This is a genomic window from Bacteroidales bacterium (assembly GCA_035299085.1).
GTDB lineage: Bacteria > Bacteroidota > Bacteroidia > Bacteroidales > UBA10428 > UBA5072.
The window spans coordinates 226398-251060 of sequence record DATGXG010000045.1 but is presented as its reverse complement, the minus strand read 5'-3'; the positions used below and the strand labels follow the sequence as shown (position 1 = coordinate 251060).

24 protein-coding genes are annotated in these 24663 nt (G+C 36.0%); all 24 read right to left on the bottom strand.

All coding sequences use genetic code 11. The features are described from left to right. Nucleotides 1-508 (bottom strand): hypothetical protein (locus VK179_15300; GenBank protein ID HLO60114.1); only part of this gene is annotated, 508 nt, incomplete at its 3' end. A gap of 63 nt (nucleotides 509-571) precedes the next feature. Further along, nucleotides 572-1228 carry an acetyltransferase gene (locus VK179_15295; protein HLO60113.1) on the bottom strand — a complete coding sequence of 219 codons (657 nt, stop codon included), beginning with the start codon at nucleotides 1226-1228 and terminating at the stop codon, nucleotides 572-574. A 21-nt stretch (nucleotides 1229-1249) separates the two neighbouring features. Continuing rightward, nucleotides 1250-2017, bottom strand: coding sequence for an SDR family oxidoreductase (locus VK179_15290; protein HLO60112.1), 768 nt, complete (start codon nucleotides 2015-2017; stop codon nucleotides 1250-1252). Nucleotides 2018-2026: 9 nt separating this feature from the next. After that, entirely contained in the window at nucleotides 2027-3085 is a 1059-nt protein-coding gene (locus VK179_15285; GenBank protein ID HLO60111.1) for a ketoacyl-ACP synthase III, read from the bottom strand. 7 nt (nucleotides 3086-3092) lie between these two features. Further along, the gene (locus tag VK179_15280) at nucleotides 3093-3320 is read right to left on the bottom strand and encodes an acyl carrier protein (GenBank protein ID HLO60110.1); all 228 of its coding nucleotides are present in this window, start codon (nucleotides 3318-3320) and stop codon (nucleotides 3093-3095) included. Nucleotides 3321-3336: 16 nt separating this feature from the next. Further along, on the bottom strand, nucleotides 3337-3972 hold the full coding sequence (locus VK179_15275; protein ID HLO60109.1) for a sugar transferase: 636 nt from the start codon (nucleotides 3970-3972) through the stop codon (nucleotides 3337-3339). Beyond that, nucleotides 3969-5117: a glycosyltransferase family 4 protein gene (locus VK179_15270; GenBank protein HLO60108.1), complete on the bottom strand. Its 1149-nt coding sequence runs from the start codon at nucleotides 5115-5117 to the stop codon at nucleotides 3969-3971. The genes VK179_15275 and VK179_15270 overlap by 4 nt, the downstream gene beginning before the upstream one ends. Before the next feature lie 19 nt (nucleotides 5118-5136). Then, on the bottom strand, nucleotides 5137-6276 hold the full coding sequence (locus VK179_15265) for a glycosyltransferase family 1 protein (GenBank protein ID HLO60107.1): 1140 nt from the start codon (nucleotides 6274-6276) through the stop codon (nucleotides 5137-5139). 12 nt (nucleotides 6277-6288) lie between these two features. Beyond that, nucleotides 6289-7203, bottom strand: coding sequence for an NAD(P)-dependent oxidoreductase (locus VK179_15260; GenBank protein HLO60106.1), 915 nt, complete (start codon nucleotides 7201-7203; stop codon nucleotides 6289-6291). A 38-nt stretch (nucleotides 7204-7241) separates the two neighbouring features. Continuing rightward, entirely contained in the window at nucleotides 7242-7781 is a 540-nt protein-coding gene (locus VK179_15255) for an acyltransferase (protein ID HLO60105.1), read from the bottom strand. Next, entirely contained in the window at nucleotides 7778-8845 is a 1068-nt protein-coding gene (locus tag VK179_15250; protein HLO60104.1) for a glycosyltransferase, read from the bottom strand. The genes VK179_15255 and VK179_15250 overlap by 4 nt, the downstream gene beginning before the upstream one ends. Beyond that, a complete protein-coding gene (locus tag VK179_15245) occupies nucleotides 8845-9849 on the bottom strand; it encodes a hypothetical protein (GenBank protein ID HLO60103.1) in 1005 nt (334 codons plus the stop codon). Before VK179_15245 ends, VK179_15250 begins: the two co-directional genes overlap by 1 nt. After that, nucleotides 9821-11758: an asparagine synthase (glutamine-hydrolyzing) gene (gene asnB / locus VK179_15240; GenBank protein ID HLO60102.1), complete on the bottom strand. Its 1938-nt coding sequence runs from the start codon at nucleotides 11756-11758 to the stop codon at nucleotides 9821-9823. Before asnB ends, VK179_15245 begins: the two co-directional genes overlap by 29 nt. Before the next feature lies 1 nt (nucleotide 11759). After that, nucleotides 11760-12899, bottom strand: coding sequence for a CapA family protein (locus tag VK179_15235; GenBank protein ID HLO60101.1), 1140 nt, complete (start codon nucleotides 12897-12899; stop codon nucleotides 11760-11762). Between the two features lie 14 nt (nucleotides 12900-12913). Further along, nucleotides 12914-13993 (bottom strand): hypothetical protein, encoded by a 1080-nt coding sequence (locus VK179_15230; protein HLO60100.1) that lies wholly within the window; start codon nucleotides 13991-13993, stop codon nucleotides 12914-12916. Nucleotides 13994-14030: 37 nt separating this feature from the next. Continuing rightward, nucleotides 14031-15152 (bottom strand): hypothetical protein, encoded by a 1122-nt coding sequence (locus tag VK179_15225; protein HLO60099.1) that lies wholly within the window; start codon nucleotides 15150-15152, stop codon nucleotides 14031-14033. A gap of 15 nt (nucleotides 15153-15167) precedes the next feature. Further along, nucleotides 15168-16424 (bottom strand): EpsG family protein, encoded by a 1257-nt coding sequence (locus VK179_15220; protein ID HLO60098.1) that lies wholly within the window; start codon nucleotides 16422-16424, stop codon nucleotides 15168-15170. Nucleotides 16425-16439: 15 nt separating this feature from the next. Next, entirely contained in the window at nucleotides 16440-17561 is a 1122-nt protein-coding gene (locus VK179_15215) for a hypothetical protein (protein ID HLO60097.1), read from the bottom strand. Between the two features lie 22 nt (nucleotides 17562-17583). Continuing rightward, nucleotides 17584-18729, bottom strand: coding sequence for a glycosyltransferase (locus VK179_15210; GenBank protein ID HLO60096.1), 1146 nt, complete (start codon nucleotides 18727-18729; stop codon nucleotides 17584-17586). Beyond that, nucleotides 18726-19769: a glycosyltransferase gene (locus tag VK179_15205; protein ID HLO60095.1), complete on the bottom strand. Its 1044-nt coding sequence runs from the start codon at nucleotides 19767-19769 to the stop codon at nucleotides 18726-18728. Before VK179_15205 ends, VK179_15210 begins: the two co-directional genes overlap by 4 nt. Nucleotides 19770-19802: 33 nt before the next feature. Further along, nucleotides 19803-20774 carry a glycosyltransferase gene (locus VK179_15200; GenBank protein HLO60094.1) on the bottom strand — a complete coding sequence of 324 codons (972 nt, stop codon included), beginning with the start codon at nucleotides 20772-20774 and terminating at the stop codon, nucleotides 19803-19805. A gap of 39 nt (nucleotides 20775-20813) precedes the next feature. Continuing rightward, nucleotides 20814-22295 carry an O-antigen translocase gene (locus VK179_15195; GenBank protein ID HLO60093.1) on the bottom strand — a complete coding sequence of 494 codons (1482 nt, stop codon included), beginning with the start codon at nucleotides 22293-22295 and terminating at the stop codon, nucleotides 20814-20816. 2 nt (nucleotides 22296-22297) lie between these two features. Continuing rightward, a complete protein-coding gene (locus VK179_15190) occupies nucleotides 22298-23425 on the bottom strand; it encodes a DegT/DnrJ/EryC1/StrS family aminotransferase (GenBank protein HLO60092.1) in 1128 nt (375 codons plus the stop codon). Next, a complete protein-coding gene (locus tag VK179_15185; protein ID HLO60091.1) occupies nucleotides 23418-24659 on the bottom strand; it encodes a DapH/DapD/GlmU-related protein in 1242 nt (413 codons plus the stop codon). Before VK179_15185 ends, VK179_15190 begins: the two co-directional genes overlap by 8 nt. Nucleotides 24660-24663: the final 4 nt, after the last annotated feature.

The window sequence follows — 24663 nt, the reverse complement described above, 5'->3', positions numbered from 1 at the left end:
GGTTACCATTAGAAGGCTGAAATACATTTCTGACAGTTAATCCTCTGAATTTTAAAAAATTAGCATATTCAAGATCTAACGCAGAATTAAAAGTCTGTTTGCTCAGGTCAATCTGTGAGCAATCCAGGATGGGAACTTCACCGGGGTAATTGAAAAAACAAATGGGATTTTGATAGGTGCCATTATGACCAACACCGTTTTTATTACCATAAGCAGGATTGATCATTGTAATGTTATTGCCATATGCAGCCACTTTAGGATACCATACTCCACCCCTGAAATAAACCGTATCCCCCGCCTCAGCCGTTTCAAATGCTTTTTGCCAGGTACCCCATGGAAGTTCAAATGTACCCGGATTGGTATCATTTCCCCATGTTGCTACATAGTAATCCCCACCTGAGACAGGCCCATTACCATAGAAATCGGTTTCATTTTTTTCTTTTCTGCAACTGATAAAACAACAAAACAATAAAGCTGCAAACAATTGAATTAAAGTTAGTTTACGCATAACACAAGGTTTAGTTAATAATGCTCCTACGAAAAAAATAAGAAAATGGTTTCAAAATTTACACTAAGTCCTTTTTGGAACTGCAATAATTTTTTCTTTGTACCGATAGAATACTACAGTATCATCTCCCACGGTTCCGTCGAGAATCATTCCTGCGCCAATTTTATTTCTGTTACCTATGCAAATACCCGGTATTGTCGCACTGTTTATTCCAAATAGATTTTCATCACCGACTTTCGTAAACCCTGACATACAAACATTAGGACTGATAAAATTGTAGTTTCCGACTATAGTATCATGGCCAATACTACAACGGGAATTTATCAGGGTATATTGTCCAATCTGAACGTTAGGTCCAATAGTAACGTTTGGACCGATAACGCTGCCTTCACCTATTGTGGCAGATTTTGAAATATAGGTATTGAAATGGATAAAGGAAAGAAAAGTTGCACCTGACTTTTTAAAAGTATCCACAAAGAGTCTTCTATAGGTCAGATCTGCGATTCCAATAATATAACGACAATCTGATCTGATCACATGATCTTTAACACCGCCCAGCAAAGGTGCGTCAAAATTATAACGGGCATAATTTTCCGGATTATCATCCAGAAAACCAATAATTTGAATTGTTTTCTTTTGGGCAAATACTTCAGAATGAGTTATATATTCATTAATTTCAGCAGCATGACCACCAGCACCAATAATAATTACATTTTCCATGTTATAAAGGTCTTTTAGAATTTACCTGGCTGTATAACCTCCGTCCACAATCAGGTTTGTTCCTGTGATCCATTTTGATGCATCAGACAGTAAAAAAACACATGCATTTGCAATGTCATCCGGTTTGCCAAGATCCAGAGGGTGCAATTTTCTGATTTTGTTAAGTGATTCCTCATCTTGGCTATATACAGCTTTCATCGACATGGGTGTCTCAACAACACCCGGTGAAACACAATTGACCCTGATCTTCCTGTAGGCCAACTCGACAGCCATGGATTTAACTCCTGAAATCAATGCACCTTTAGTCAGGGAATACAAAGTCTTACCACTTTCACCAACAATACCCATGACAGAACTCAGAAAAATGACACTTCCTCCCGATTCAGAAAAATAAGTGCTTTTAATTGCCTGTCTTGTAATATTAATTGCACTTATAACATTTGTCTGAATGAATTTTTCCAGTTTTTCAACAGAAAGTGAATTAATAGGCAGAGTGGTCGAAATGCCTGCACAATTTATTATTCCGGTAAGTCTGCCCATTTCTGTGCAGACATTCTGAATTGTCGTATTTACGACTTCATAGTCCAGGAGATCAACACTAAAAATTCTGTGTTTTTCAGGATCTTTCATTAGATGAAGTGTTTCCTGAAGACGGTTTTCATCTCTTCCGAAAAGCGCTATTTTTGCACCATAATGGCTGCAGGTAATTGCACATTGCCTCCCAATACCTGAGGATGCTCCTGTAATTAAGAGCACTTTATTATTTAGTGAAAAATCCGAAACTGACATAAATTCAGATTATACTTCAATAATTTCTGAGATTTTGCAGTTGTCCACCTCAAGGATAGCTGTTCCCCACGAAAGTCCAACACCGAATCCGCACAATAGTAATCGGGAATGTGCATTCAGCTTATGTTTCAATTCAGAAATAATGGTTAGTGGTATAGATACGGATGAAGTATTGCCGAATTTCTGAATTGTTGTTGGTATTTTATCTCCTTGAAGCTTAAGTTTTTTAGCTAAAAACTCATTAATATAACTGTTTGCCTGGTGAAAAATGAAATAATCAATTCCAGAAATTTCGGAACCAGAGTATTCGAGCAACCTGTTAAAGTCTCTTGGCACTTCACGGATAACAAAATTGAAAACATCGGAGCCATTCATATAACCATTTTCATCTGACCGGATATTACCATATTCATCAATCACTTTTTCCTTAACTGTTTCACAGGAACTCATCGTACGGTAACCCCCTGCAGGAATCTTTATCAATGATTCACGAGAACCATCGGAATTGAGTGAAAAGTAACTTTTTCCGAATTTCTCATCTTTTTCAATAATGGCTGCTATGCCTGCATCCCCAAAAAGAAAGGCAGTTTTTCGATCTTTCTGGGAATAAACTTTTGAGCGCGTCTCGCCATCGAGAATCAAGGCTTTTTTTACTGCGCCTGAGCTTATCATGGAGAAAGCCACAACAAGTCCATAAAGAAATGCTGAACATCCCAGGTTTATATCAAAAGCAATCAAGGAATTCGGCAGTTCCAGTCGCTTCTGTAAAAGAATAGAAGTAGCCGGCATTCTGTAATCGGGAGTTTGTGAAATAAACAATAATAACCCTATCTCCTCCCTGTTGATATTTAAATCACTAATTAACTTATTTGCCGCTGAAAAACATAGGTCTGAAGAACACGTGTTTTCATCAGCAAATCTTCGTTCTTTAACTCCGATTTTTTCAATTATTTCGGCAATGTCCTCTTTTTTAAAGAAAAGGTCATGTTCAAAATTATTGATTTTATGTTTTGGTACAGCAGCCGCCATTCCTGTTATACCGATATTTTCAAAAGTCATTAATCCCATAATGCCATCATTTGTTTGACTTGTTTACAAGCTGGATCAAATCTTCAACGGTTTTGAATTTATTGAAATCCTTCATTTCAAGTTCAATACCAAAATCTGAATCCAACATAGCCAGCACGGATAGTTCTGTTAATGAACTGTAAGTCTCGTAATCCCTGAATGTGTCCTCTGGATTAATTGCGGAAGGTTCAATTTCAAGAGCTTCAGCCAATGCGGTGATTAGTTTATCTTTCATAATTTCAATTTTTATATCAAAGGTTACTATTTGAATTTAAATTTCCTGTAAATCGTTCCATAGTTGCAGTATTTTTAGAATTGATTCCTTCACGCCTGATTACTTTATATAAGGTAAGGAATAATATTTTCATGTCCAGCATAAATGAAATATGGTCAACATACCACACATCCAGGTCAAATCTTTTATCCCAGGATAAGGTATTTCGGCCATTTACCTGCGCCCATCCTGTAATTCCGGGCCTGACTTCATGCCGTCGTATCTGATGTTTATTATACAACATCAGATAATCTGTAAGTAAAGGCCTTGGCCCTATTAGGCTCATATCTCCTACAAGTACATTAAAAAGTTGTGGAAATTCATCTAAAGAAAAAGCTCTTAAAAACTTACCCAAAGGAGTTAAGCGATCCGCATCAGACAATAATTTCCCTTCGTAATTTCTACTGTCATTCATAGTTTTAAACTTTATAAGCATAAAACTCAAATTATTTTTACCAGGTCTTATTTGTCTGAAAAAAACAGATCCTTTATTGTTAATAAATAACAGGGGTATTATCAAAATCATAAGAGGCGAACTGATTATCAAAATAATAAAAGCCAGTATGAAGTCGGAAATTCGTTTTATAAATCTAGTATAAATCCCTCTTTTCATTGTGCAAAAATCGAATTTACTAAAATGTCAGGTATTATTTCAGCATTTTTTATTGAGAAGTGTTTTGATGCCTCCAGCGAATTTCTTCTGAACGCTGTAAGCTTATTTTCATTACCAGACAAATCTTCAATGAATTCAGTCATCTCTTTAATCTGGTCAATAGTAAAAGATTCACCATTATTAAATTTCCTCACATGCCGTTCTAATTCTGAATTCTTTGGGGAGATACACATTAAGGGTAATCCGGCGGCTATGTAACTGAAAGTTTTGCTTGGAATACTTAATTCAGAAATGTCGGGCCCTATACTAACAATCGCCAGGTCAGCAGCACTAAAAGAATAGGGAAGGATTTCGGCTGGTAAAAATGGCAGTAAAATGCAATTGTCTATTTTCAGATTTTCAACTTTTTGTTCCAAAAACTTTTTATGAGAACCTTCCCCGATGATCAGAAATATAATGTCAGGATTTTTCGATTTCATTGCCAATTCTAAAAACAATTCTGAATTTTGATTGGCCCCCAGATTTCCTGAATACAGTACTATAAATTTTCCCTGTAGTTTATGCTCTGCTATGAAAGGATTGCAATTCTTATCCGGAACATTGAAAAAATTATTGTGGCCCCATAATGGCACTACCTGAATATTCTTATTATTACAGTATGGTTGAATGGCTTCTGCCATACTTTCAGTTATAGCAAAAATTTCATCAGCCTGCCTAAAAACTTTCAGATTGGTTTTCATCCAGAATCTGTTCACAAACGACTCGTTTCTGAGTATTCCTTTTTTTACAAGTATTTGAGGATATAAATCAAAAACAAGGTATGAAAATCTGTTTTTGACGAAGATTGGAAGGAATGCATTAAGAGGCGGATTGCTGACAATTATAATAAAATGCTGCCTGTAATGAATTTTAACACTCCAGGTTATCTGTATGAAAGCTATCATCCAGCTTATAATCCTGCTAAAAGTAGTGTTACGGTTATATGAAAGTATTTTTCGTAACTTGATACTGTTATGTAATTTGGTATTTCTGACTATTAACCTTCCGGTTAAAAGAGAAACATCAAAATTCTTTTCTGCCAGGGAATTGGCAAGATCTATCATTAAATATCCTGAATTCTGATTGATTATTAAAATCTTGTTCAATCTTGAGAGCATTTGGAGATTAAACACCTAAAATTTTCAAAAAGACTTTTGCTGCACTTTTAATCCTTGTATTATATTCCTCATAAAACCTGTCGCTTAAATTTCTTATAGGAAAATTGGCAATGATATCCGCCAATTGTTCTTCATCATGGGGATCAAAATATATGCCGGTTGAACCTAATTGTTCCTGATTAACTTTCAATGAAGACGCAATTATCGGTACCTGCAGTGATATTGCATCTTCAATTACTGTACTCCAGCCTTCAAATAAACTCGGCTGAATGACAGCTTGTGAATGTTTCATCAAAAACAACTGTTCATTTCTCGGAATGATACCCAGAAAGCTGATCTGATCCTCCAACCTGTTTTCTTTAATCAGTGAATGCAATTCCTGCATATAAGGCGAATATGTTGCTGCAGGGAAACGGCCGGTCAGTGCAATATGAATGTCTGAATTTGTCTGTTTAAGCCTTATAAGGGATTTAAGTAAAATAATATGATTTTTGTGTTTGTGAAATTGATTCGATACAAGAAAGAATTTTTCCGGCAGTTTATATTTAGACCTTAGCGTATCGATGTCCAGGTTTTCAATGTTTTCAAGTACCGAAACAAAATGGAATATATGAATATTCATATTCTTCCTTATTTTGAAAAATCGCTTAAAATCATCAGCTACAGCCTGGCTTGAAACTACCAGGTCATTAGTGTTTTTCAAAATAAATTTGATCCTTAATGTCCGCTCTACAATTTTCCTTTTTGAGAAGAAATTAGGATAATAAATGTGCTGTAAATCTGCATACCAGCTCACTAACTTAACTTTCCCATCTGATCTGACAGGAAAATCATGAAGCGGATATAAGGCATCCAGACTATATTGGTTTAGGATATCCTCAATGAAAAAATTTTTGTGAAACAGCCACGATTTTAAATATCCGTTAATAATTGAAGGAAACTTCCATTCGATTTTTTTTAAATAAGGGTATTTAATCTGGTCTGCAAATGTTTTAAGATCTTGCCTGTAAAATAATGTTATTTCAGGTTTTTCATCATCATCTAGAAAATCAAGAATCCGGATTACATTGATAATATAAATAATTCCCCCCATCCAAATGGGATTGAAGTTAAAAACGATACCAATTTTTAATCTTTTGTTTTTCATTTGATTTTATTTTCAGTTCCAGTTGTGAATCAGATCCCTGATTCCTTCATCAATGCCCAATAAAGGTTGCCATCCTGTGTTTTTTAGCTTTGTTACATCGGCTAAAAGATGCTCGCGTTCAATTTTCCGGATTCTCTCCGGATCCACTTCAATTTTGATTTCTTCATTAAGTTGACGGCTGAAAGCTTCAACAATTTCTACAACAGAATATTCAATTCCTCTTCCCAGATTATATATACCCAGTCCTGTATTGTTTAAGCTAATAAGCTGCTTAAGCGCCGCAGCCATATCGTGAGTGTGAATAAAATCGCGTTTGGGAGTGAGATTTCCAAGTTTTATTAATCTCGCACCTTCTCTTAGCTGTTTTTCTATTTCGGGTATTAAATGAGGGTTTGTTTCATTGGGGCCGAATGCATTGAAAAACCGGCAAATAATAGTGTCAATGCCTGTTTCGAGGTAAAATTCAGTGCAAAGCCGTTCACCTGTAAGTTTGGATAAACCATAAATATCCATGGGTAAAAGCTCATGAGTTTCATTCACAGCTTCATCACAGATCGGATATACCGCTGCGGTGGATGCAAATAAGAACTTTTTTAATGATTTTACTTTTTTTGACGCATTTAGTAAGTTAATCGTACCCCGTATATTTACGTCAGCTGATTCGTATGGATGAGCATTACAATAAGGAATAAAATGAATGGCGGCAAGATGTACTATAATTTCAGGCTGAATCTGATCTAAGATTTTATCCATAAGCCGGGCGTCTCTTATATCTGCAACATAAAAGTTGGAGTCGGATACGTCTACTATGTCGCGTCGGCCGAATGTGAGATTATCTATGACATAAATATCATGATCACTCGCTTTTAATACAGGCACAATGGCTGAGCCTATGAAACCAGCGGCTCCTGTAACTAATATCTTCATGTGTTAAAGTTTTATATGAGATGACTGCTTTAGGTATTTCATTTCTTATCTATAATAAGATCATTGTCTTTTCGGTCTGTTGCCTTCTTTTCAAAATCAAGAATATTGGATATTACAATTGCAGGATTCCCTGCAACAACACTGAAATCAGGGATTTTACCGCGAACCACACTACCGGCTCCGACAATTACATTGTTGCCAATATTGGTTCCGGGCAAAATAATTGAATTCATACCAATAAAGACGTTGTCTCCAATCGTAATATCCCGCAATATTCCGATATCCGTGGCCGGTTTTTTACCGGCTGCTATTAATGCTGTAGTATAACTATAATCATGAGTAAGAAAATGTACATTCATTGAAACAACAAGTCTTTCACCAAGAGTAATTCTGTTAAAATCATCAAATCGTGCACTTTTGGCAATAAATCTTGGTGAACCGTTTAATTTGAAACCATGCCTTCTGAGTAATTTGTTATACAGCTTCATATATAACCGACTATCTATAAGGGTTAATAACCCGATCACATTTTTTTGAAGGTGAAATGAACTTTTTGAAACAAATCGGCCGAGTTTCATGATTGCAAAAAATTATAATATTTTTCTCCGATAATATTGATATCAAATTCCTGAGATTTGCTTTTTGCGTTTGTTGAAAAATATTGCTGTAATGAATCATCGCTGATTAGTTTATTTAGCTTGTAAACATAATCATTGCAATCATACAAATCCACAAGAAAACCATTTTCTCCGTTTTGAATAAGATCACTTGGGCCTGCGATACAGTCAAAACTTATGCAGGCTAAACCTGCAGACATAGCCTCAAGTAAAACATTAGGCAGCCCCTCAGATTCTGATGTGAATGCAAATATCTTTGAGATATTGTAGAATCTGCTCATGTCTTCCTGTTTTCCCCAGAATATTACTTTATCAGAGATACGCAATTCTTTACTTTGTTCTGACAAAATTGTCTGTAGGCCTGTTTCATTTTCTCCTACGATCCATAATTTCCAGTTTTCATTATTACACCGGCTAAAAATATTCAGCAGAAGATCAAGTCGCTTACTTTTTATGATCCTTCCAACATTAAGAATTACATTTTCTTTCGGGCCTGAATGATTAACCAGGTAAGTTATCGGATTGGGTATTATCAAGATATTCTTATGCCCGGTCTCTTTTATTAAAAAATCCCTTGAAAACGTGGTTTGCGAAATAATCCCCCTGGCTCCCGGATAAAGTATTTTTCTCAGTTTTTCCTGCAGAAAACCCCAGCTTTTATCAGGACGGCTGCGATCTGAAACAAACACATTAAATCCCGTAAACAGGCAACTCATTAATACAAATGAATTATAAGTTTCCCCAAAGGAAAGTATTGAATCAGGTGCCAGTTGTTTTACCGTTTTTCGAACAAAAATGAGAGTCCGGATAGTAGAAATAATTCTTTTATTATTGTTAAAAGCAAAGGAAGGCCTGATTATAGTTACTTCAGGCGGAATTTTATAGAATACTTTTGCATGATTCAACAGCAGAATAATGTATATTTCAGATTTATGGCGGGCATAGAAATAGCAAGCAAGCTCAGCCATAACTCTTTCCATGCCGCCTTTGTGTAAATCAGGAAGGATAAGACAAATTTTTTTCATTACTTCACAATTAAATCAACCATCCATGCCTGTGGAGTAACCTTTTTGTCATACCAGTTGAGTTCTTTGTCCCAATATCCGGTGCAGGCATCATAGCCTTCCTTTGCGAACCCATAACTGATTTCAACAAGTTGTGGGTATCCATTCCTGAATACAAAATCATAGGCCATACACTGAGATTTAAGCTTTTCTGATATTTCAAAGGCTAAACGAATTGTGTTTTCATCAAAATGTTCCTTTTCATATAATATGTAACCGCTTCCTGATGCCCTGAAATCATTTTCTCTTACAAGTCTTTTTATGGCAAAAGCCTTATCGCCTATAACTATTACCCTGATGTCATAATTATTTCCCGCAATGAAATCCTGAAAATAAACATATCCCTTTTCCTTTTCTGTCATTCTTGCATATTCGGTTTTTCTGAAAAGGCGTATTACACCTTTGGTTACGTTCCACAGACTTGTTTTACCATGCCTGAATTTTCTTAATCTTTCTTTGAGATTGCTCCATGCCTCATATTGCGCAAATCCTTTACGAAAAGCCTTTTTTATTAATCTCTTAGCTGCGATGGCATTCTTTACAAGTCTGACATTATCCGATCCGGAACCGTTACGAAGTTTAAAAACCTTGGGATATGAAGTGGCAGAGGACCATTGAATGGCCTGATTCTCATCATAGAAAACATATGAAGGGGCCAATGGAGCACCAATAGCTTCAAGAAGATATTTCTGCCCAACTTTGTCATCAAAATGCCAGGTAGTGTTAAAGTCAGGAAATACTTTTTTACCCGAGGCCTGCACCGAATAAATGAGCTGTTTTGCAAATTTACTGGCTTTTGGACTTTTGTGGTTGAAATGCCACATCAATGCATCACAATCAGATAATTGCTCAATGATGTCAGATTTGTAACAATCTACAATCTTGAACTCAATCTGTTTGTATTTACAGTATTCTATCCATCGGTCACTGAATGAATCAGGAGATAAATGTATTCCAATTTTCATAGGGTTGGTCTATATAAATTGATGCCCAAATCTCAAATGCAACCACTATCCATAATGACTCAAGCTGCTGATAGGTAATATTGCCGGGTTTTTTTAACCAGTCTGAAACAACAGAATAATTAAAAATTCCTCTTGTTTTAATTCCCGGTAAAATCTTATCATTCAGATATTCATTGAAATCCGGATTATTAAAATATTGTCTGACGGGAATACCAAATCCCATTTTATTTCTGAATGCAAAATTGTTATCAAAAATACGGGCTGCTATTTTTTTAAGCATATATTTTTCATTGTTGTAGCCTTCTGCACTTTTCCGGATGAGCAAATATTTCGATGGTGTATTAAATGCAAAGTTTACCATTTCATTATCGAGAAAAGGTACACGGTTTTCGATTGAATGTGCCATTGACATTTTATCTTGCCTTATTAAAAGATCAGGCAGATAAGACATCATTTCGTATTTAACCTGTTTGTCAAATAAAGAACCATCAAGCTTTTTGTACAAAGCTTCGCGATTCTTTATGGCAGATTTAAAATCAAAGTCATTTCTAAGCTTTTCAGCAATACCTAGTGGCATAAATGCAGTGGCCAATATGGCACGGTAGGCCGGATCTATATATGTCTTAAGTTCATGCGGATAGCGCAAAATATTTTTCAATTTTGAAAAAAATACTTTGTTGCGGAATGGATAACTGATATCATAATATCTTCTGTATCCGCCGAATACTTCATCTGCACCTTCACCGCTGAGAAGTACCGTCACATATTCTTTAGCCCTTTGAGATAAAAGATAAATTCCAATTGTATTTGGGTGATTTATTGGTTGTTCAAGATGCCACGTGGCTTTTTCAAAATGCTTCAGATAATAGTCGGCATCCAGTAAAAACTTATGGGAAGGTACGTTCAGGTTGTTCGAAACCTGATCAATAAATGGTTCCTCATTAAATGAAGGATCTGAAAAGATGATTGATACACTTTCAAATTGGGTATTGGTACTATTTCTGTTTGCATAATAAGTCACCAGTGACGAATCAATCCCACCTGAAAGTTGACATCCAACTTTTACATCGCTGATTAATTGTCTTCTTGTGCTTTTGCTCAGGCAAATCTCAAGCATTTTTTCGTATACTTCCCGGCTTGATGTACTATTAGAATTTCTGATGAAATGATTTATTTTAAAATACGATGTGAGTTCGGGCTGCTTGTCAGGTGATACTGATAAGTAAAAACCAGGATTTAAAACAAGAATATCTTTGAAAAGCGTATTTTTGAGATTATTTCTGAAAAGCATGTATTCATTCAACTGATCTTCTTCAATCTGATATGAAAAGCCAGGCAAATATCTGAAAGTTTTTAATTCGGACGAAAAAGCAAACAATTGATTATTAAATATATAATACATGGGTTTAATGCCAAAACGGTCTCTTGCAATATGCATAATGCTTTTGGATAAGTCGGCAATGACAATCGCAAACATCCCGTTCAATCTCTCAAGAAGTCCGTCTATCCCGTATTTCAGGTACAATGCTAAAACGACTTCGGTATCTGATGTGCTTTTAAATTGATACCCCCAATTGATCAGTTCATCTTTATAGTCAAATGCATTGTATATCTCACCGTTTAATGTCAGAATAACTTTTTCATCGGGACTCATCATGGGCTGATGCCCGTTAACTGACAAATCTAGAATACTTAAACGGTTAAAGCCTATTACCCCATTATAATCACCCTCAATATGAGTTGGATTTTTATGATTAACCTCCATTGAGGTTTTGTTATTGAGATTAAATACTCTGATCCCTGAATCATCTGGTCCTCTGTGCCGCTGAGTTCTTAACATACTGATTATCGCCTCAGTATTTTCAACTGCTTGCCGGTTCAGATTTATATATCCTGATATACCGCACATTTTATAAATCTCTAGATAATATTTTCAACAGAACATCCCGATGTGCCTCACATCGGGTTAAATTTAAAAGAAGCAACCTCTTTCTTTTATTGAGGAGGTTAGGAATAAAATGCCGCTGGCGAAGCGCATTATATATTTTTCCAAAATATGGTTCTATAAACGAATCGTACATAGGGGTGACTTTATGAATATACTCTGAAAAAGCTGATGAGAGTTTTGAATCATTAGCGATAATGCTGTTTCTGTATTCCAAAACTTCTAAAAATGCGCTTTTTTCCTGGTCATTTAAATGAAACACCCCCGGGATCTCATTCCCCTGCTTAAGAGGAAATAATTCGAAGCTTATCGAATCGGAGAGCAGAAGTTTAACTGCATAGCCTTTGTTCCAGTCGGTATTTTGTTTCCCTGGCCAATCATAAATAAAATTGCCTAGACCATAAAAAACGGGCTTTCCTTTATAGATCTCGTATCCGCTAAAACAGTGAGTATGATTTGAAATAATGGCGTCGGCGCCAGAATCTATCAAAAACCGGTATAATTCTTTTGTTCTGGGTGACGGCAATTCGTAGAATTCATTTCCTGCATGAATTATCAATATAACATAATCGCTGGCTGATTTTGCATTTACAATATCATAATATATGGTTGGTAAAACTATTGGGTTTGCCTGGTAGCTGCCATCAGTGGCTGTGAGAAATTCGTTATCCGCAATATTTAATATGCTTAATTTCTTATTCCTGATAGTAATTTCATATGCTTTTCGTGCTTCAGCAATATTTTCTCCCACTCCTGTTGTAGCTATTCCATTGTTATGACAAAGGTTCATGGTTTCTTCCGCTCCTTTTGAACCATAGTCCATAATATGGTTATTGGCCAGTGCAGCTAAATTAATACCGGCGTATTTCAATATTTCAATACATCGCGGATTTGCTTTCTGGTGTGGTCCGGTTTTTAATCTTCCTTCCTTAATTAACGTCAAAGGGCATTCCAGATCAGTTACATTCAGATCATTATTTCTGAACACATCAATATAATCATTGAAAATAGCCTGGAAATTATTCTGTAATGCTAAATCCTCTATCCGGTTTAACGGACATAAATCTCCGGTTATCAGTACTTTGATTTCAGAGCCTGGTACCATAAAACTTTCTCTAATTAGTGTTTTGATTCAGCAATCATATCACCCAATGTATCCGATGTGATAAATTCCGCATCAGGCCATAGCATGAGTATTCTTTTAAACAGTTCATTGAGCCTTGCAAGATTTCTGGTTCTGTTTTGTTCATCAAGTGATCCGATGAAATTAATCCTGTGAGTGCAGATTATTGCAGGCTTTTTCCATCGAAATGCGATCCTGATCCGGTCAATGCAATCTCCTACAGGATCAGAGGACGAGGAGAGGGAAGGCTCAAAGAAACAATTTCGGATTAAAAAATACTGTCCATGACGGTTCTTTTCTCCAAGATAATGGTATTTTTTGGTATAATTTCCAAAAGAACCGGTAGGTACCGATTGAACAACTAGTCCTTGAATATACCTGACACTGTTTAAATGAAGTGTCTCTTCAATTTCACTTCCCCATGTATAACACGGTGGAATAAATGATTTTGATTTAAACAAAAATATGTTTTCAAAAATCGCAAGTCCTTCCTTCAAACTATTTTGCATCAGGGTTAGGTCTTCCGGGGAATTATAATCCAGTACTTCCATAAAATTATAATCGCCGTTTCCTGAAAACGTAGTATTCTCATTAAATGTAAACATGATCTCCTTGGTGCCGGTTTTCAAAGCATTCATCCATCTGATAATGTTTACATGTTCACGCCCGTGAAACTGCGGATGAAATATTCCGGCATAATCACCTTGTTTCCAAAGCGATTCCACTTTATTCCTGTTACTATATCTCTTAAGTGTTTCTGTAACCGGTTCAACAAAATATTGTGTAAAACCGGATTCTTTTATTTTTTTGAAATCAGGATTGCCGACAACTACATTTGCGGTTATCACCGGGTGATTTCCCTTAAAATCGTTAAACCGTGATAAGACTTCGAACAATGATTCCAAATCATCATTGTTTTCAAGGCTATCCAGGCGGTTATATTCACTTTTTGAAATTTCAAATCCATGTGTATTGAATCTGTTATAAACCTCTTTGGAAGGCATTCTGATACTGCCCCAATCATCACTTTCAATGATAATGAGCTTTCGGTTAGTCCTCCAGCCAGGTATATTCATAATGTTCCTGGTTATATTCTGTAAAAATCTGGGCATATCATTTATCTGATAATAAATCTCCTAACTCATCCGATGTAAGAAACTCAACTTCGGGCCATCTTTTAACGATCTCTTTTAGCAGAATCTGCAATTTATTCAGACCGTTATCACGGTTCCTTTTATCCAGTGAGCCGGTATAATTTACTCTGTGAGAACTTATTACTGCAGGTTTATGCCATTTAAAGGCGACTGAAATATCATAAAGACAGGCATCAACACAATCAATACCGGGTATACTGGGTTCAAAAAAGCAATTTCGTGTAATAAAAATTATTCCGGAACGATCTTTCTGACCTATCCAATGCAGCCTTTTCCGGCTATCACCAGAGTCTTTAGGTTGAGAATGAATCTTAGGAGTTGATAAATACCTTATACCCGCTGAATAACAAGTAGGAATAAGATCATTGGAAAATGGACCGTTAGGAGGCACAAAGAATTTCGCCCTATAACCGAATGTTTTCTCAAACAAATCAAGTCCCGTAGTAATAACTTGCTTATGATAGGTAACATCGGTGGGATCGATATGATCAAATGCTGCCTGAATTTCAAGTCTTATTTGAGGATCCTGTGCGGTGGAAATGCCCCACATTTCATTCTCAAATGCAAGCAGTATCTTGTTATTTTTGTTCTGTAATGCTCTTAGCCAGGCTTTAACATTCAGATGCTCCCGTCCATGGAACTGTGGCATGAATAACCTGTTGCTTATGCCTTGATTCCATAATGCAAATGTATTTTCACAACCAGGATACTTTTTTAAAGTTTCAGTAAAGGGCTCATAGAAATATTCCCTGAAGTCGGCTTGTTTTATCTTTCTGAAGTCGGGATTTGCAACTACTGAAACTGGTGTAAAAACTGCCGGCCTTCCACTGATATCCCTGACATTATTCAATGTATCAAATAGGCAGTTTAAATCTTCAGAACTTTCCAGAGAATCATATTTGTTAAAACGGAAGCCATCACCTGATAACAGGTCTATACCACCTGAGACTAATTTATCAAAAACAACCGATGACGGCATTCGAATACTGCCCCAATCGTCTGATTCAATGATTACCAGTTTCCTTTTTGTACGCCAACCTGAAATATTGGACAGGTTTTTTATAATTGACTGTTTATTCATTATTCGAATGAATTGCTAGTTAAAAACAAGATCGGCTATTGATATGCCGGGAATAAGCAATGGTAAACCCAAACCGGGCGTTAAGGCCATAACGTTAAAGCTATCTGATCCTTGCCTGAAGGCTATCGCTGAATAAAGCAGCATCGGAAACAATCCAACCCATGTGATGAGATGCAGTCTTTTGTTCTCTATTTTAAGAAAAAACAGAAAAACGTACAAAGTGGCAAACATAAAAAACACAATCTGAAACCTACCACCAAATGAAGGGATCGATTTACCGAAATTTACAAAAGCAAGAAACAGCAGCAGAAAGCTGTATAAATTTTTGTCAATTTGTTCTCTTAACGACTTTTTATACAGTTGAATAATTATTATCGCAAAAACCAGATAATATAAAATCAGATCCTCACCTATTTTCATAAACCAGGCCAATTGCTGCTGCATTTCCTGTCGACCAAGAATAGTTGATTCATTGTAATACATATTAGCTCTTGATTTCAAAGCACCTCCCAAATTCCCGAAGAAGAACTGAAAGACCGGGGCAAGTAAATTTGGTAAAATGAAAGATGCAATTACTAATGGAAAATATATTTCATTCCGGTTCCGGACCAAGAAATAAATGATCAGAATCGCATTGGCTGAAAGAAAACTGAAATGCACCAGGCATGCCATTAAACTCAATATAAAATACCTGATATCACGATATAGAATTACATGATATGCTCCGTAAAAGAAAATCCATGATGCAGTCCACATCCTGAATCCATTTATTGCTGTTATAGGCAAAATCATTACGAAAAATGCCATATGAATAAATGAATTGTCATTTGGATTTTCTATGAAACGCTTATGGATAAGATTGATTGATTTGATATAAAAGAATCCAAACAAAGCAGCATATGCAGCAAAGAGCAGACCAGAAAAGGATGTAAATCGTGAAACGGAAAAAGAAATTAATGGTTCAACTATATCTACATTAGTCTGCGAATTATACATTCCACCGATAATGTCAAAGAATGCAGAAAATTGCATTTCAGAATAATGTTTCAGATTCCACGCATATCTTTCTGCATCATTGCCGGTATGCCCCACAACAAAAGTTAATCCATAATATATCAGAAAAATATATACTATTTTTTTGGATTCCTTTTGTGAATAGTTTTTTAATGCAATAAGAAAGGCCAGAAAAGGCCATAACAAAAACATTAATAAATAGTCTTTAAGAGATGAGGACGGATAGGAAACGAAGTTATGAGAAGTATCGCTGAACATATAATTTCTCTCCCTTTAAAGCACTTCTAAAAATCTTTTTGAAATATTACTTATATGATACATTTCCGGATCGGGTAAAACCATTTGACGGCTGAAATCGCCTCTCATGAACTGATACAAATCAGCTTCATCAAAATTATTTGTAACATTTAATACGGGTCGCTTAACAATTGCATAGTCAATTAATTTACTCGGGGAGTTTAACAGGGTATTATTGTCAAAATTCACCAGAAAATTCATGCCGGTCAAGACTTTCATCAATTCATGTCTGGGAATGTATCCGGATATTATTAACTTGTTCTGAAGGGCAGTTTCATACTCGGTTAATGTTTCCGGTTTATTCGTAAATACGTAAAACTTAAAACTTTGATTCACCCGTATCAAACATTCCATAAATTTTTTGGGATCACGGGCTCCTGGCAAGAAACTACCTGCATAAGCGAAATTTATGCAATCACTTTTTGGTAATTCTTTTGGACTATTATCGAGATTAAACTCAAATCCCTGAGGAATTATCTTGATTTTAGCGTGAAATTCCTTATAATAGGCTGGTTTAGCGCTCTCAATGGGAATTGTAATAATATCGGCCTTTTTACAGAAATTCTTTTCAAAAAAACTGAAATAGAAAGGTTTTCTGAAAGAATCCAAGACATCACCCATATAAGGATCCCCGCAATCAGCTACCCAGGTTCCGGCAATCCGGTGTTTTCGTGACCTTGACCAGGCTACGCCCCAGTGTACCGGATATGGAACTGCAAAGGATATCATTAAATCATAACCGTTCTCATCATTCAGCTTTTTCTTAACCTTTAACATATCTTCTATTCCCGGATATTCAAATAGCAGTAAAAGAATTCGGGAGAGAAACCGGCTTATCAGTGAAAATGGTTTTGACTTAAACTGAGGAATGGCCGGAAATTTTGGTTTGCTCCACATCTTAAGCAATATTGGGAACTTATCCAGAAATTCAGCGTAATCAAAATCCCTGAATTTAGATATTACCACAACAGAGTGTCCCTGCCTGCAGAATTCTTTTGCCAGTTCAGTAGCTCTGTAACTGCGCGGCGATATCTCAGGATAAAATGCATTTGAGACAAGTAGTATTTTCTTGTTGTTATGTTGCCTAAGTTCATTCATTATACAAATCTTCTGGTTGTTTTCAATTTTCCAATTGGTTCAGGAGATTGAGCCATTGTGAACCAATAGTATCAATATGAAACCGTTTGGCATAACTCCTGGCCGCAACGGATATTTGATTTCTTTTATCCTCGTTTATCATTAAGTCTTTAAGTTTTACAATGTAATCATCTATGTTTCGCGTTTCCACAAGGATGCCGGTTTCATTATGAACAATAATATCCTTAAGCGAAATCCAGTTATTAAATGCTATGGGAACAGTCCCGAATTGCATAGCTTCGATCAATACAAGTCCAAATCCTTCGTAGTCCGATGTCATACATATAATTGACGAATCTTCATAGTAGGGAATAGGGTCAGCAAAGCCTTTAAAATCAACATTTTTAACAGAAAGCGAAGAAGCAATTTCCTCAATAGTCTTTCTATCCGGACCATCTCCAAGAAATATCAATTTCCAATCGTTAAAATCTTTTTCCAGTTTTGACCATATCAATAACATTTTATCCGGCCTTTTAACTGCGAGCTCCATTCTTGCAACAAATAGCAACTGCTTCTTCTTTACAACTGGTCTGTGATTTCCTGAATATACGGTGGGATTGTTAATTGCTTCAATCTTTACTGAATTTATTTTAAGCTGATGTCCTATTTGTTTTTTAAATTCCTGTGATAAAACAACTAATTTGTGGCTTTTTTTCAAAAGATAACTGATTTCAGATCTTTTCTTCTGTACTTTCAGCCAATGAATTATTGAAGGAAAATGTCTATTGATCAGAAGCACATAACTTTTTGATAACTCACTTACGGAGTTTAACCCGTTCAGTGGGTCTGTATGATAAACAGATATTTTTTTTGCCTTATGAATTCCTGTATCCAGGAAAAATCTGTTTCTGTAATTGGATGCATCGTGATTAAGAAGAACATCGATTTTTAATTCGGATAACAACCAGTGATAATATTCTTTGTTTTCCTTTGTAAATAAGATGGCCTTGTCAGGTAAATGATAGGTCAATGCAGGAAAATGATAGTTGTCATTTTCCTCATATTGCCATGTGATATAGTATAAGGAATGACCATGATTTGCAAAATATCTTGCAAGTGTATCGGAAACTTTTTGGACACCTCCGTTACGAGGATTCATCCAATTGCCATAGCAGAATAGGATATTCATTCAGTAATCAATCTGCGAAATTTTTTCATTGTCTTCCATATCGACCCTACCGGTTTTTTGACCATATAGTAAGAGTACAGAAGATATCCTGATATGTTGAAGAAGGTTCCAAGTCTGGTGTAATAGCGGTTGCAACCATTCAGATCAAGTTTACGAAATTCGTTTGCTTTTAATTTTGAATAGGTATTCAGAAATGTTTTAAATCTAAATAATCTTATAGAAGAATCAATCGAAAGAATAACGAATTTAACGATCGGCTGGTTGATAAAGTCCTTTTGTTCCTGGTTTTTAATAGTTTTCTTCTTAAAATTCTGAAGATTTGTGGCTGCTAGAATAAACCCATTAATTGCAGCATCTGAATAAAACAGATTGCTGTTTGTAGCAGATCCATGCCTTGTTGTACGAATATAAAATACCTGATCAATGAAAAGGCAATTTTCAGCTACACTCATAACACGAGCAATATATTCGCCATCTTCCAGATAGGGTACTTCCGGAAGATAATACAACTCATTATTTATAATAAAATCTTTCTCAAATAAAATTCCCCATGTTCTGTCAGGATCACTCCATCCGTCTCCTCTTGCATGAAAATAGGCTTCAATTCCCGGGTAAAGAACATTACAGAATTGCTTGTATTCAACATTTTTCTGCAGATTTCCGGCATGATTGAGAATTGAAAATCCGCTGATTGAAACCTGTGCATTCTTTTCTTCTGTAATCCTCAATAATTCATTAAGTGAATCCTGCTTTACATAGTCATCAGGGTCTATAAATAAAACATATTTGCCGACTGCTTTTTTAATACCGTTATTTCTTGCCCTTGACACTCCCTGGTTTTGTTGATCAATCAGATAAATGTTCTTAAATTCTTGCTGCATCCTGATAACTACCTCACGGCTGTTGTCCTTTGACCCATCATTAATGCAGATGATCTCAAAATGACTTTCGGGTATATTTTGATTCTCCAAACTACGTAAACACCTTTCCACATAATTTTCAACATTATACATGGGAATTATTACAGAAAGACGTATCATACTTTTCAGGTGTTTTAAGCGGTTAGATATTGTTCAGGTAAAAAGTTCAGTGAATGCTTCATCGCGACTAAACCGTTTTTTAAACCAGAAATAATATCGAAATGGATTTAAGTAAATTGTTAACAATGAATAGAGTAACCTGTTGAGTTTTGTATCACGGTTAATTGCCGGATACTTAAATATCTGGCTTAAATACCAGTTTAATTTCTGATGGTACTTTACTGAAGATGGCAAAAACGGGTAGGTATATACTTTTCTAAAGCTTTCTAATTTGAAATAGTTTGGATTTATAATGAATTTTAACCCTGTATTATTAGCTGCTTTAATGTGTTTTCGATAATTCACTGTTACCTTATCCATGAAATACAGCTTATTTCCTTTTTTTGTCAGATTCAGCCATAAGGGATAATCTTCAACAATACGAAATCTTTCATCAAAACAGCCAACTGAAAAAATTGTTTCGCGATGCAGAAAAACAGATGGCGAAAAATGTATTCGATCGCTTATAAGCAGCATTCTGTATTGCGAATCAGCAGACCTACCGGGAAACAAGATACTGTTCTTCTCATAAGGCATTCCTGGAGTTGTTTCAAGGAGATTTCCCGGTTCAAAATTATCCTTATACACTTCAAGCTTCGAGAAAAGTATTTTTATTTGTGGGTTCTGAGCGATGAAATCCATATTTTGCGCGATACAATTTGGTTTTAGTGTATCGTCAGCACCTAAAAATTTAATCCAATCACCATGGGCAACTTTTAAACCACGATTGGCATTAGCTGCAATTCCGGTATTTCTCTCGATTCTGAGCACGGTAGAGCTTTCAAATCTTTTATGGTTCTCTTTCAGCCAATATTCGCAGAGATCAATAGTATTATCCGTTGAGAAATCATCAGTGATTATTAGTTCAAGCTCTTTCCAGGATTGATTCTTAACACTCTCAAGCGTTTCAATGACAAAAGGAGCAGAATTATAAGTGGCAATAATAACAGAAACAAGATTTGACATGTGAATAGATGGAATTAAGCGTCAAAGCGATTACTTAAATCAGGATTTTCCAAATCTGGATTTCAGGTATGATCTGAAATCAATTAAATCATTTAATTTGTATAATGAAAATGTTGCAGCCAGCGCAAGTATAAAAATTCCGGCAGCATATCTCACAGGATTGTTTTTAATAAAAATGGTTAAAAATGACAACGCTGCGAAACTGTATACCGTTAAAAAAATGAGGTAAAATTTCTTTGGAAAGCTGAAATCATATTTCATTTTCAATACAACATAAGAAAACACCATCCCGAAGAGAAAGCTCACTATAAATGAAATACCCAGACCGTTAAGGCCATAAAAATAATAGAAGACCAGGTTTAACAGCAAAATAATCAATCCTGAAACGATTTCCATAGTAAGGAATAATTTACCATTTCCTTTTGCAAGATATATATAGCCCATAGCCCATGAAATGGCTTTAAACTGCATTCCAAGAACCGTAAGATTTGCAAACATGACAATAGGTATGAATGCAGGAGTGTATAGAATCCTGACTACCAGGGGCATTGTTACAATCAGTAATGCAAGAAGCGGAGTGATAATGAGAAGTGCCGTCTCACTTTGTTGCCTGACAAGTTCTTTTATTTTTTCATTATTCTCCTGAATAGCTGAAAGTCTTGGATAATAATCAGTCGCCATTGCAGTAAAAATAATGCTTGTATATTGACCAACAACGCCCCAGCCGGCATTATACAGTCCCACCTGTTCAACTCCACCCCTGTTGCCAATAAAGGCGTTTAAAACATATGTGGAAAGAGAGCCTATAAATCCGGCCAGAGTCATCGAAATGCCCAGTTTGGCCATACCAATACCCAATGTGAACGTTTCGCGGAAGGAGATCTGCACCTCATCAATAACCACCTTTCTCGAAAAATACCATGACAAAAATAACCCTGTAATAGCTGTAATAATTAATGCCGGAACTATGCCTTTGACTCCCAGCCAATAATAAAGCGGAATTGAAGTGGCTAATCCAAGAGAAGACCCTATTACGGCAGCTTTTGCCATCTCCCGCAATCTCCTGGTGCCCTGTAACAGAGCTGTCTGACCTTTATTAATCGCCTGAAGGAGTAATGTAATTGAAAGCCATACAAAAGCCCATGTATAGTTTCTGTTATTAAAGGTCCATTGACTTAAAAGGGGAGCCAGTGCAAGTGTGAAAGTTGCGCCTAACATGCCCGTGAACCATGACCATCGGCGCAATGTTTTAATGACTATGGCAATTCTCCTTGAATCGCCCGTACCATAAGATTCTGAGACATCTCTAACTGAACTTACGGCGATTCCCAGACCCGAAATTGACATAATAAGATTTAAAGGGGCATTTAATAGGCCCAGCACACCGACACCAAAAGTTCCCAGCAACACGGCAACGAATTTAACGCGTATTACTCCGATAATGATGTTAAAGACCTGTACTCCGCCAAATAGGGAGGTGGCCTTGAATATCTGCCTATATGAAGATTGCTGGTCTGTCAAAGTCAGGATTTAAAAGCGTTAATATGATATACTACCTGTTCAATTTCCGAATCTTTCAGCACCGGACTCATTGGAAGACTTAAAACTTCATTATGAATTTTTTCTGTCAATGAGTAATTCAAATGATTCCATTCTTTATATGCCAGCTGCTTGTGAGGTGGAGTAGGGTAGTGAATCAGTGTTTGTATTTCATGTTCAGCAAGGTAATTTTGAAGTTTCTGACGGTTTGAACAACGCACAACAAACAAATGCCAGACATGTGATTTATTATCAGTTATCTTCAATTGTTTACTGGTTAATGGAAGAATGATATCCGGATTTTTTATCTGGTCACAGTAAATTTGAGCAATTTCGCGACGACGCTGATTATCAGAATCAAGACGATTTAGCTTTACGCGCAATATGGCAGCCTGAATCTCATCAAGCCTGGAGTTTAACCCCATATATTCATGCACATATTTTTTTGTTGAACCGTAATTGGCTAACGACCTGATTATGCTGGCAAGCTGATCATTATTTGTTGTTACCGCACCACCGTCTCCCAGTGCTCCCAGGTTTTTGCCGGGATAAAAGCTATGGCCTGAGGCGTCCCCCAGAGAACCGGTGCGTCGTAATGCCATTGACTCAATAGCTCCTGAGGCCTGTGCATTGTCTTCAATGATTTTTAAATTGTATTTTTTTGCGATTATTTCAAGCTTTTCAGTCCAACAAGCATATCCGTATAAATGAACAGGCATAATAGCCTTTGTACGGTCGGTTATATAGTTTTCAAGTTTTTCTGTATCAAGGTTGTATGTTCCAATATCCGGTTCTGCTAATACAGGGATTAACCGATTGTCAGTAATGGCTAAAATGGAAGCTATAAAAGTATTGGCAGGAACTATGACTTCATCATTTTCCTGAATATCTCCCATGACCATATACGATTTAAGTATTAACCTTAAGGCATCCAGTCCGTTGGCAACGCTAATGCAATGGGATGTTCCTATATATGAACCGTATTCCTTCTCAAATGAGGCAACCTGAGTTCCCTGCAAATACCATCCTGAATCCAATACTTGCTGAATTGATCTGCTTAATTGCGGCTCAAAGGAGTCGTTAATAGCTTTAAGGTCAAGAAATTTAATCATTTATTGTACATAAGTTCCACAATTCAGATCCAAGATCAGGCATATACTCAATCATTTGCTCCAATCCGTCAAGATAAGAGTCATTTATTATTTTTTTTGTAAGGAGTTCACTCATTTTATCATGCGTAAACGGTTTTACAAAATATGAACCGTTCATTAATACATTAAATCCGTTATTTATAAATAGTTTATTGAAAGTATCACTGTCATAAACATTCTTTCGGTTGAACAATTCGTCATGACCCGATTTTTCATAAATATTTTTAATAATGCCTGTTTTATGGGCCAATAACCTATGAAATGACTTTGCATTAGGTACAAAAGAATAAACCAGTGTGTGCTTCCTGCAGATGTTTCTTATGCAATACAGAACTTCTGATGGATTATCTATTTCGTGTAAAAAACCACCAATAACGATAACATCGAAATTTTCATTTTTCAGTTTGTCAGTTAGATTTTCAATCAAATCATTGTATATCAATACATTATCAACCTTGTCAACTAAAGGCGTTACCATTTTATAAAACGCTTTACCAGGCTCAACCACCACCATTCTTTCAAATTCGGTAATAGTTTGGAATAGAGGATCAGGACCGCATCCAATTTCAAGAAATCTGGTATGTGAATCAGTTTTTAACGTATCTAGTATGTTCTTTTTTCTATATTTTCTAAGGGTATCTTCAAAAGGTAAATCGAGGTAATTATCCTCATATGAGCTTATTTCATTATTCTGACCAGCCAATACTTTAGCCTTTTCTTCTTGAGTGAAAGTACGGATAAGCCTTGCAGGAGTTCCTCCGATTATTGAAAAATCGGGAAACGATTTATTGACAAATGAATTAGCTGCAACTATACAATAGTTTCCCAAAATTACATTGGGCATTATAATAGAACTTGCACCAATCCAACAATTGTCGCCAATATGTATAGGCCCTTTAATAATGGGAAAAAGTCTCTGAAGGCTAACTGATGCATTAGGGCCGGAGTCAACCATCATATTAACATTCTGAGATATGCTTACATAATCTCCGATTGTGATTTTTTCAGCAAAACCATTTAATATACTGTTCATTCCAACATAACCGTTGTAACCAATCTCAAGAATATTATTCGGCCCTCCGTATATGCTGCATCTTTTGGCAATCCTTGTTTTATCCTTAATGGTTACGTTGTTTATTGACGTTGAAGGGTCAATTTCTACATTTGATCCAAGGGTGATATTTGCAAAAATCATCTTA

Bases quoted from the DNA above. Each gene is read 5' to 3' on its own strand.
- VK179_15245 (HLO60103.1), bottom strand. From the start codon at position 9,849: ATGAAAATTGGAATACATTTATCTCCTGATTCATTCAGTGACCGATGG.
- VK179_15285 (HLO60111.1), bottom strand. From the start codon at position 3,085: ATGGGATTAATGACTTTTGAAAATATCGGTATAACAGGAATGGCGGCT.
- VK179_15280 (HLO60110.1), bottom strand. From the start codon at position 3,320: ATGAAAGATAAACTAATCACCGCATTGGCTGAAGCTCTTGAAATTGAA.
- VK179_15190 (HLO60092.1), bottom strand. From the start codon at position 23,425: ATGATTAAATTTCTTGACCTTAAAGCTATTAACGACTCCTTTGAGCCG.
- VK179_15200 (HLO60094.1), bottom strand. From the start codon at position 20,774: ATGTCAAATCTTGTTTCTGTTATTATTGCCACTTATAATTCTGCTCCT.
- VK179_15275 (HLO60109.1), bottom strand. From the start codon at position 3,972: ATGAAAAGAGGGATTTATACTAGATTTATAAAACGAATTTCCGACTTC.
- VK179_15230 (HLO60100.1), bottom strand. From the start codon at position 13,993: ATGAATATACCTGGCTGGAGGACTAACCGAAAGCTCATTATCATTGAA.
- VK179_15235 (HLO60101.1), bottom strand. From the start codon at position 12,899: ATGGTACCAGGCTCTGAAATCAAAGTACTGATAACCGGAGATTTATGT.
- VK179_15250 (HLO60104.1), bottom strand. From the start codon at position 8,845: ATGAAAAAAATTTGTCTTATCCTTCCTGATTTACACAAAGGCGGCATG.
- VK179_15265 (HLO60107.1), bottom strand. From the start codon at position 6,276: ATGAAAAACAAAAGATTAAAAATTGGTATCGTTTTTAACTTCAATCCC.
- VK179_15215 (HLO60097.1), bottom strand. From the start codon at position 17,561: ATGAATGAACTTAGGCAACATAACAACAAGAAAATACTACTTGTCTCA.
- VK179_15185 (HLO60091.1), bottom strand. From the start codon at position 24,659: ATGATTTTTGCAAATATCACCCTTGGATCAAATGTAGAAATTGACCCT.
- VK179_15220 (HLO60098.1), bottom strand. From the start codon at position 16,424: ATGTTCAGCGATACTTCTCATAACTTCGTTTCCTATCCGTCCTCATCT.
- VK179_15205 (HLO60095.1), bottom strand. From the start codon at position 19,769: ATGATACGTCTTTCTGTAATAATTCCCATGTATAATGTTGAAAATTAT.
- VK179_15290 (HLO60112.1), bottom strand. From the start codon at position 2,017: ATGTCAGTTTCGGATTTTTCACTAAATAATAAAGTGCTCTTAATTACA.
- VK179_15260 (HLO60106.1), bottom strand. From the start codon at position 7,203: ATGAAGATATTAGTTACAGGAGCCGCTGGTTTCATAGGCTCAGCCATT.
- VK179_15210 (HLO60096.1), bottom strand. From the start codon at position 18,729: ATGAATATCCTATTCTGCTATGGCAATTGGATGAATCCTCGTAACGGA.
- asnB (HLO60102.1), bottom strand. From the start codon at position 11,758: ATGTGCGGTATATCAGGATATATAAATCTGAACCGGCAAGCAGTTGAA.
- VK179_15255 (HLO60105.1), bottom strand. From the start codon at position 7,781: ATGAAACTCGGCCGATTTGTTTCAAAAAGTTCATTTCACCTTCAAAAA.
- VK179_15295 (HLO60113.1), bottom strand. From the start codon at position 1,228: ATGGAAAATGTAATTATTATTGGTGCTGGTGGTCATGCTGCTGAAATT.
- VK179_15225 (HLO60099.1), bottom strand. From the start codon at position 15,152: ATGAATAAACAGTCAATTATAAAAAACCTGTCCAATATTTCAGGTTGG.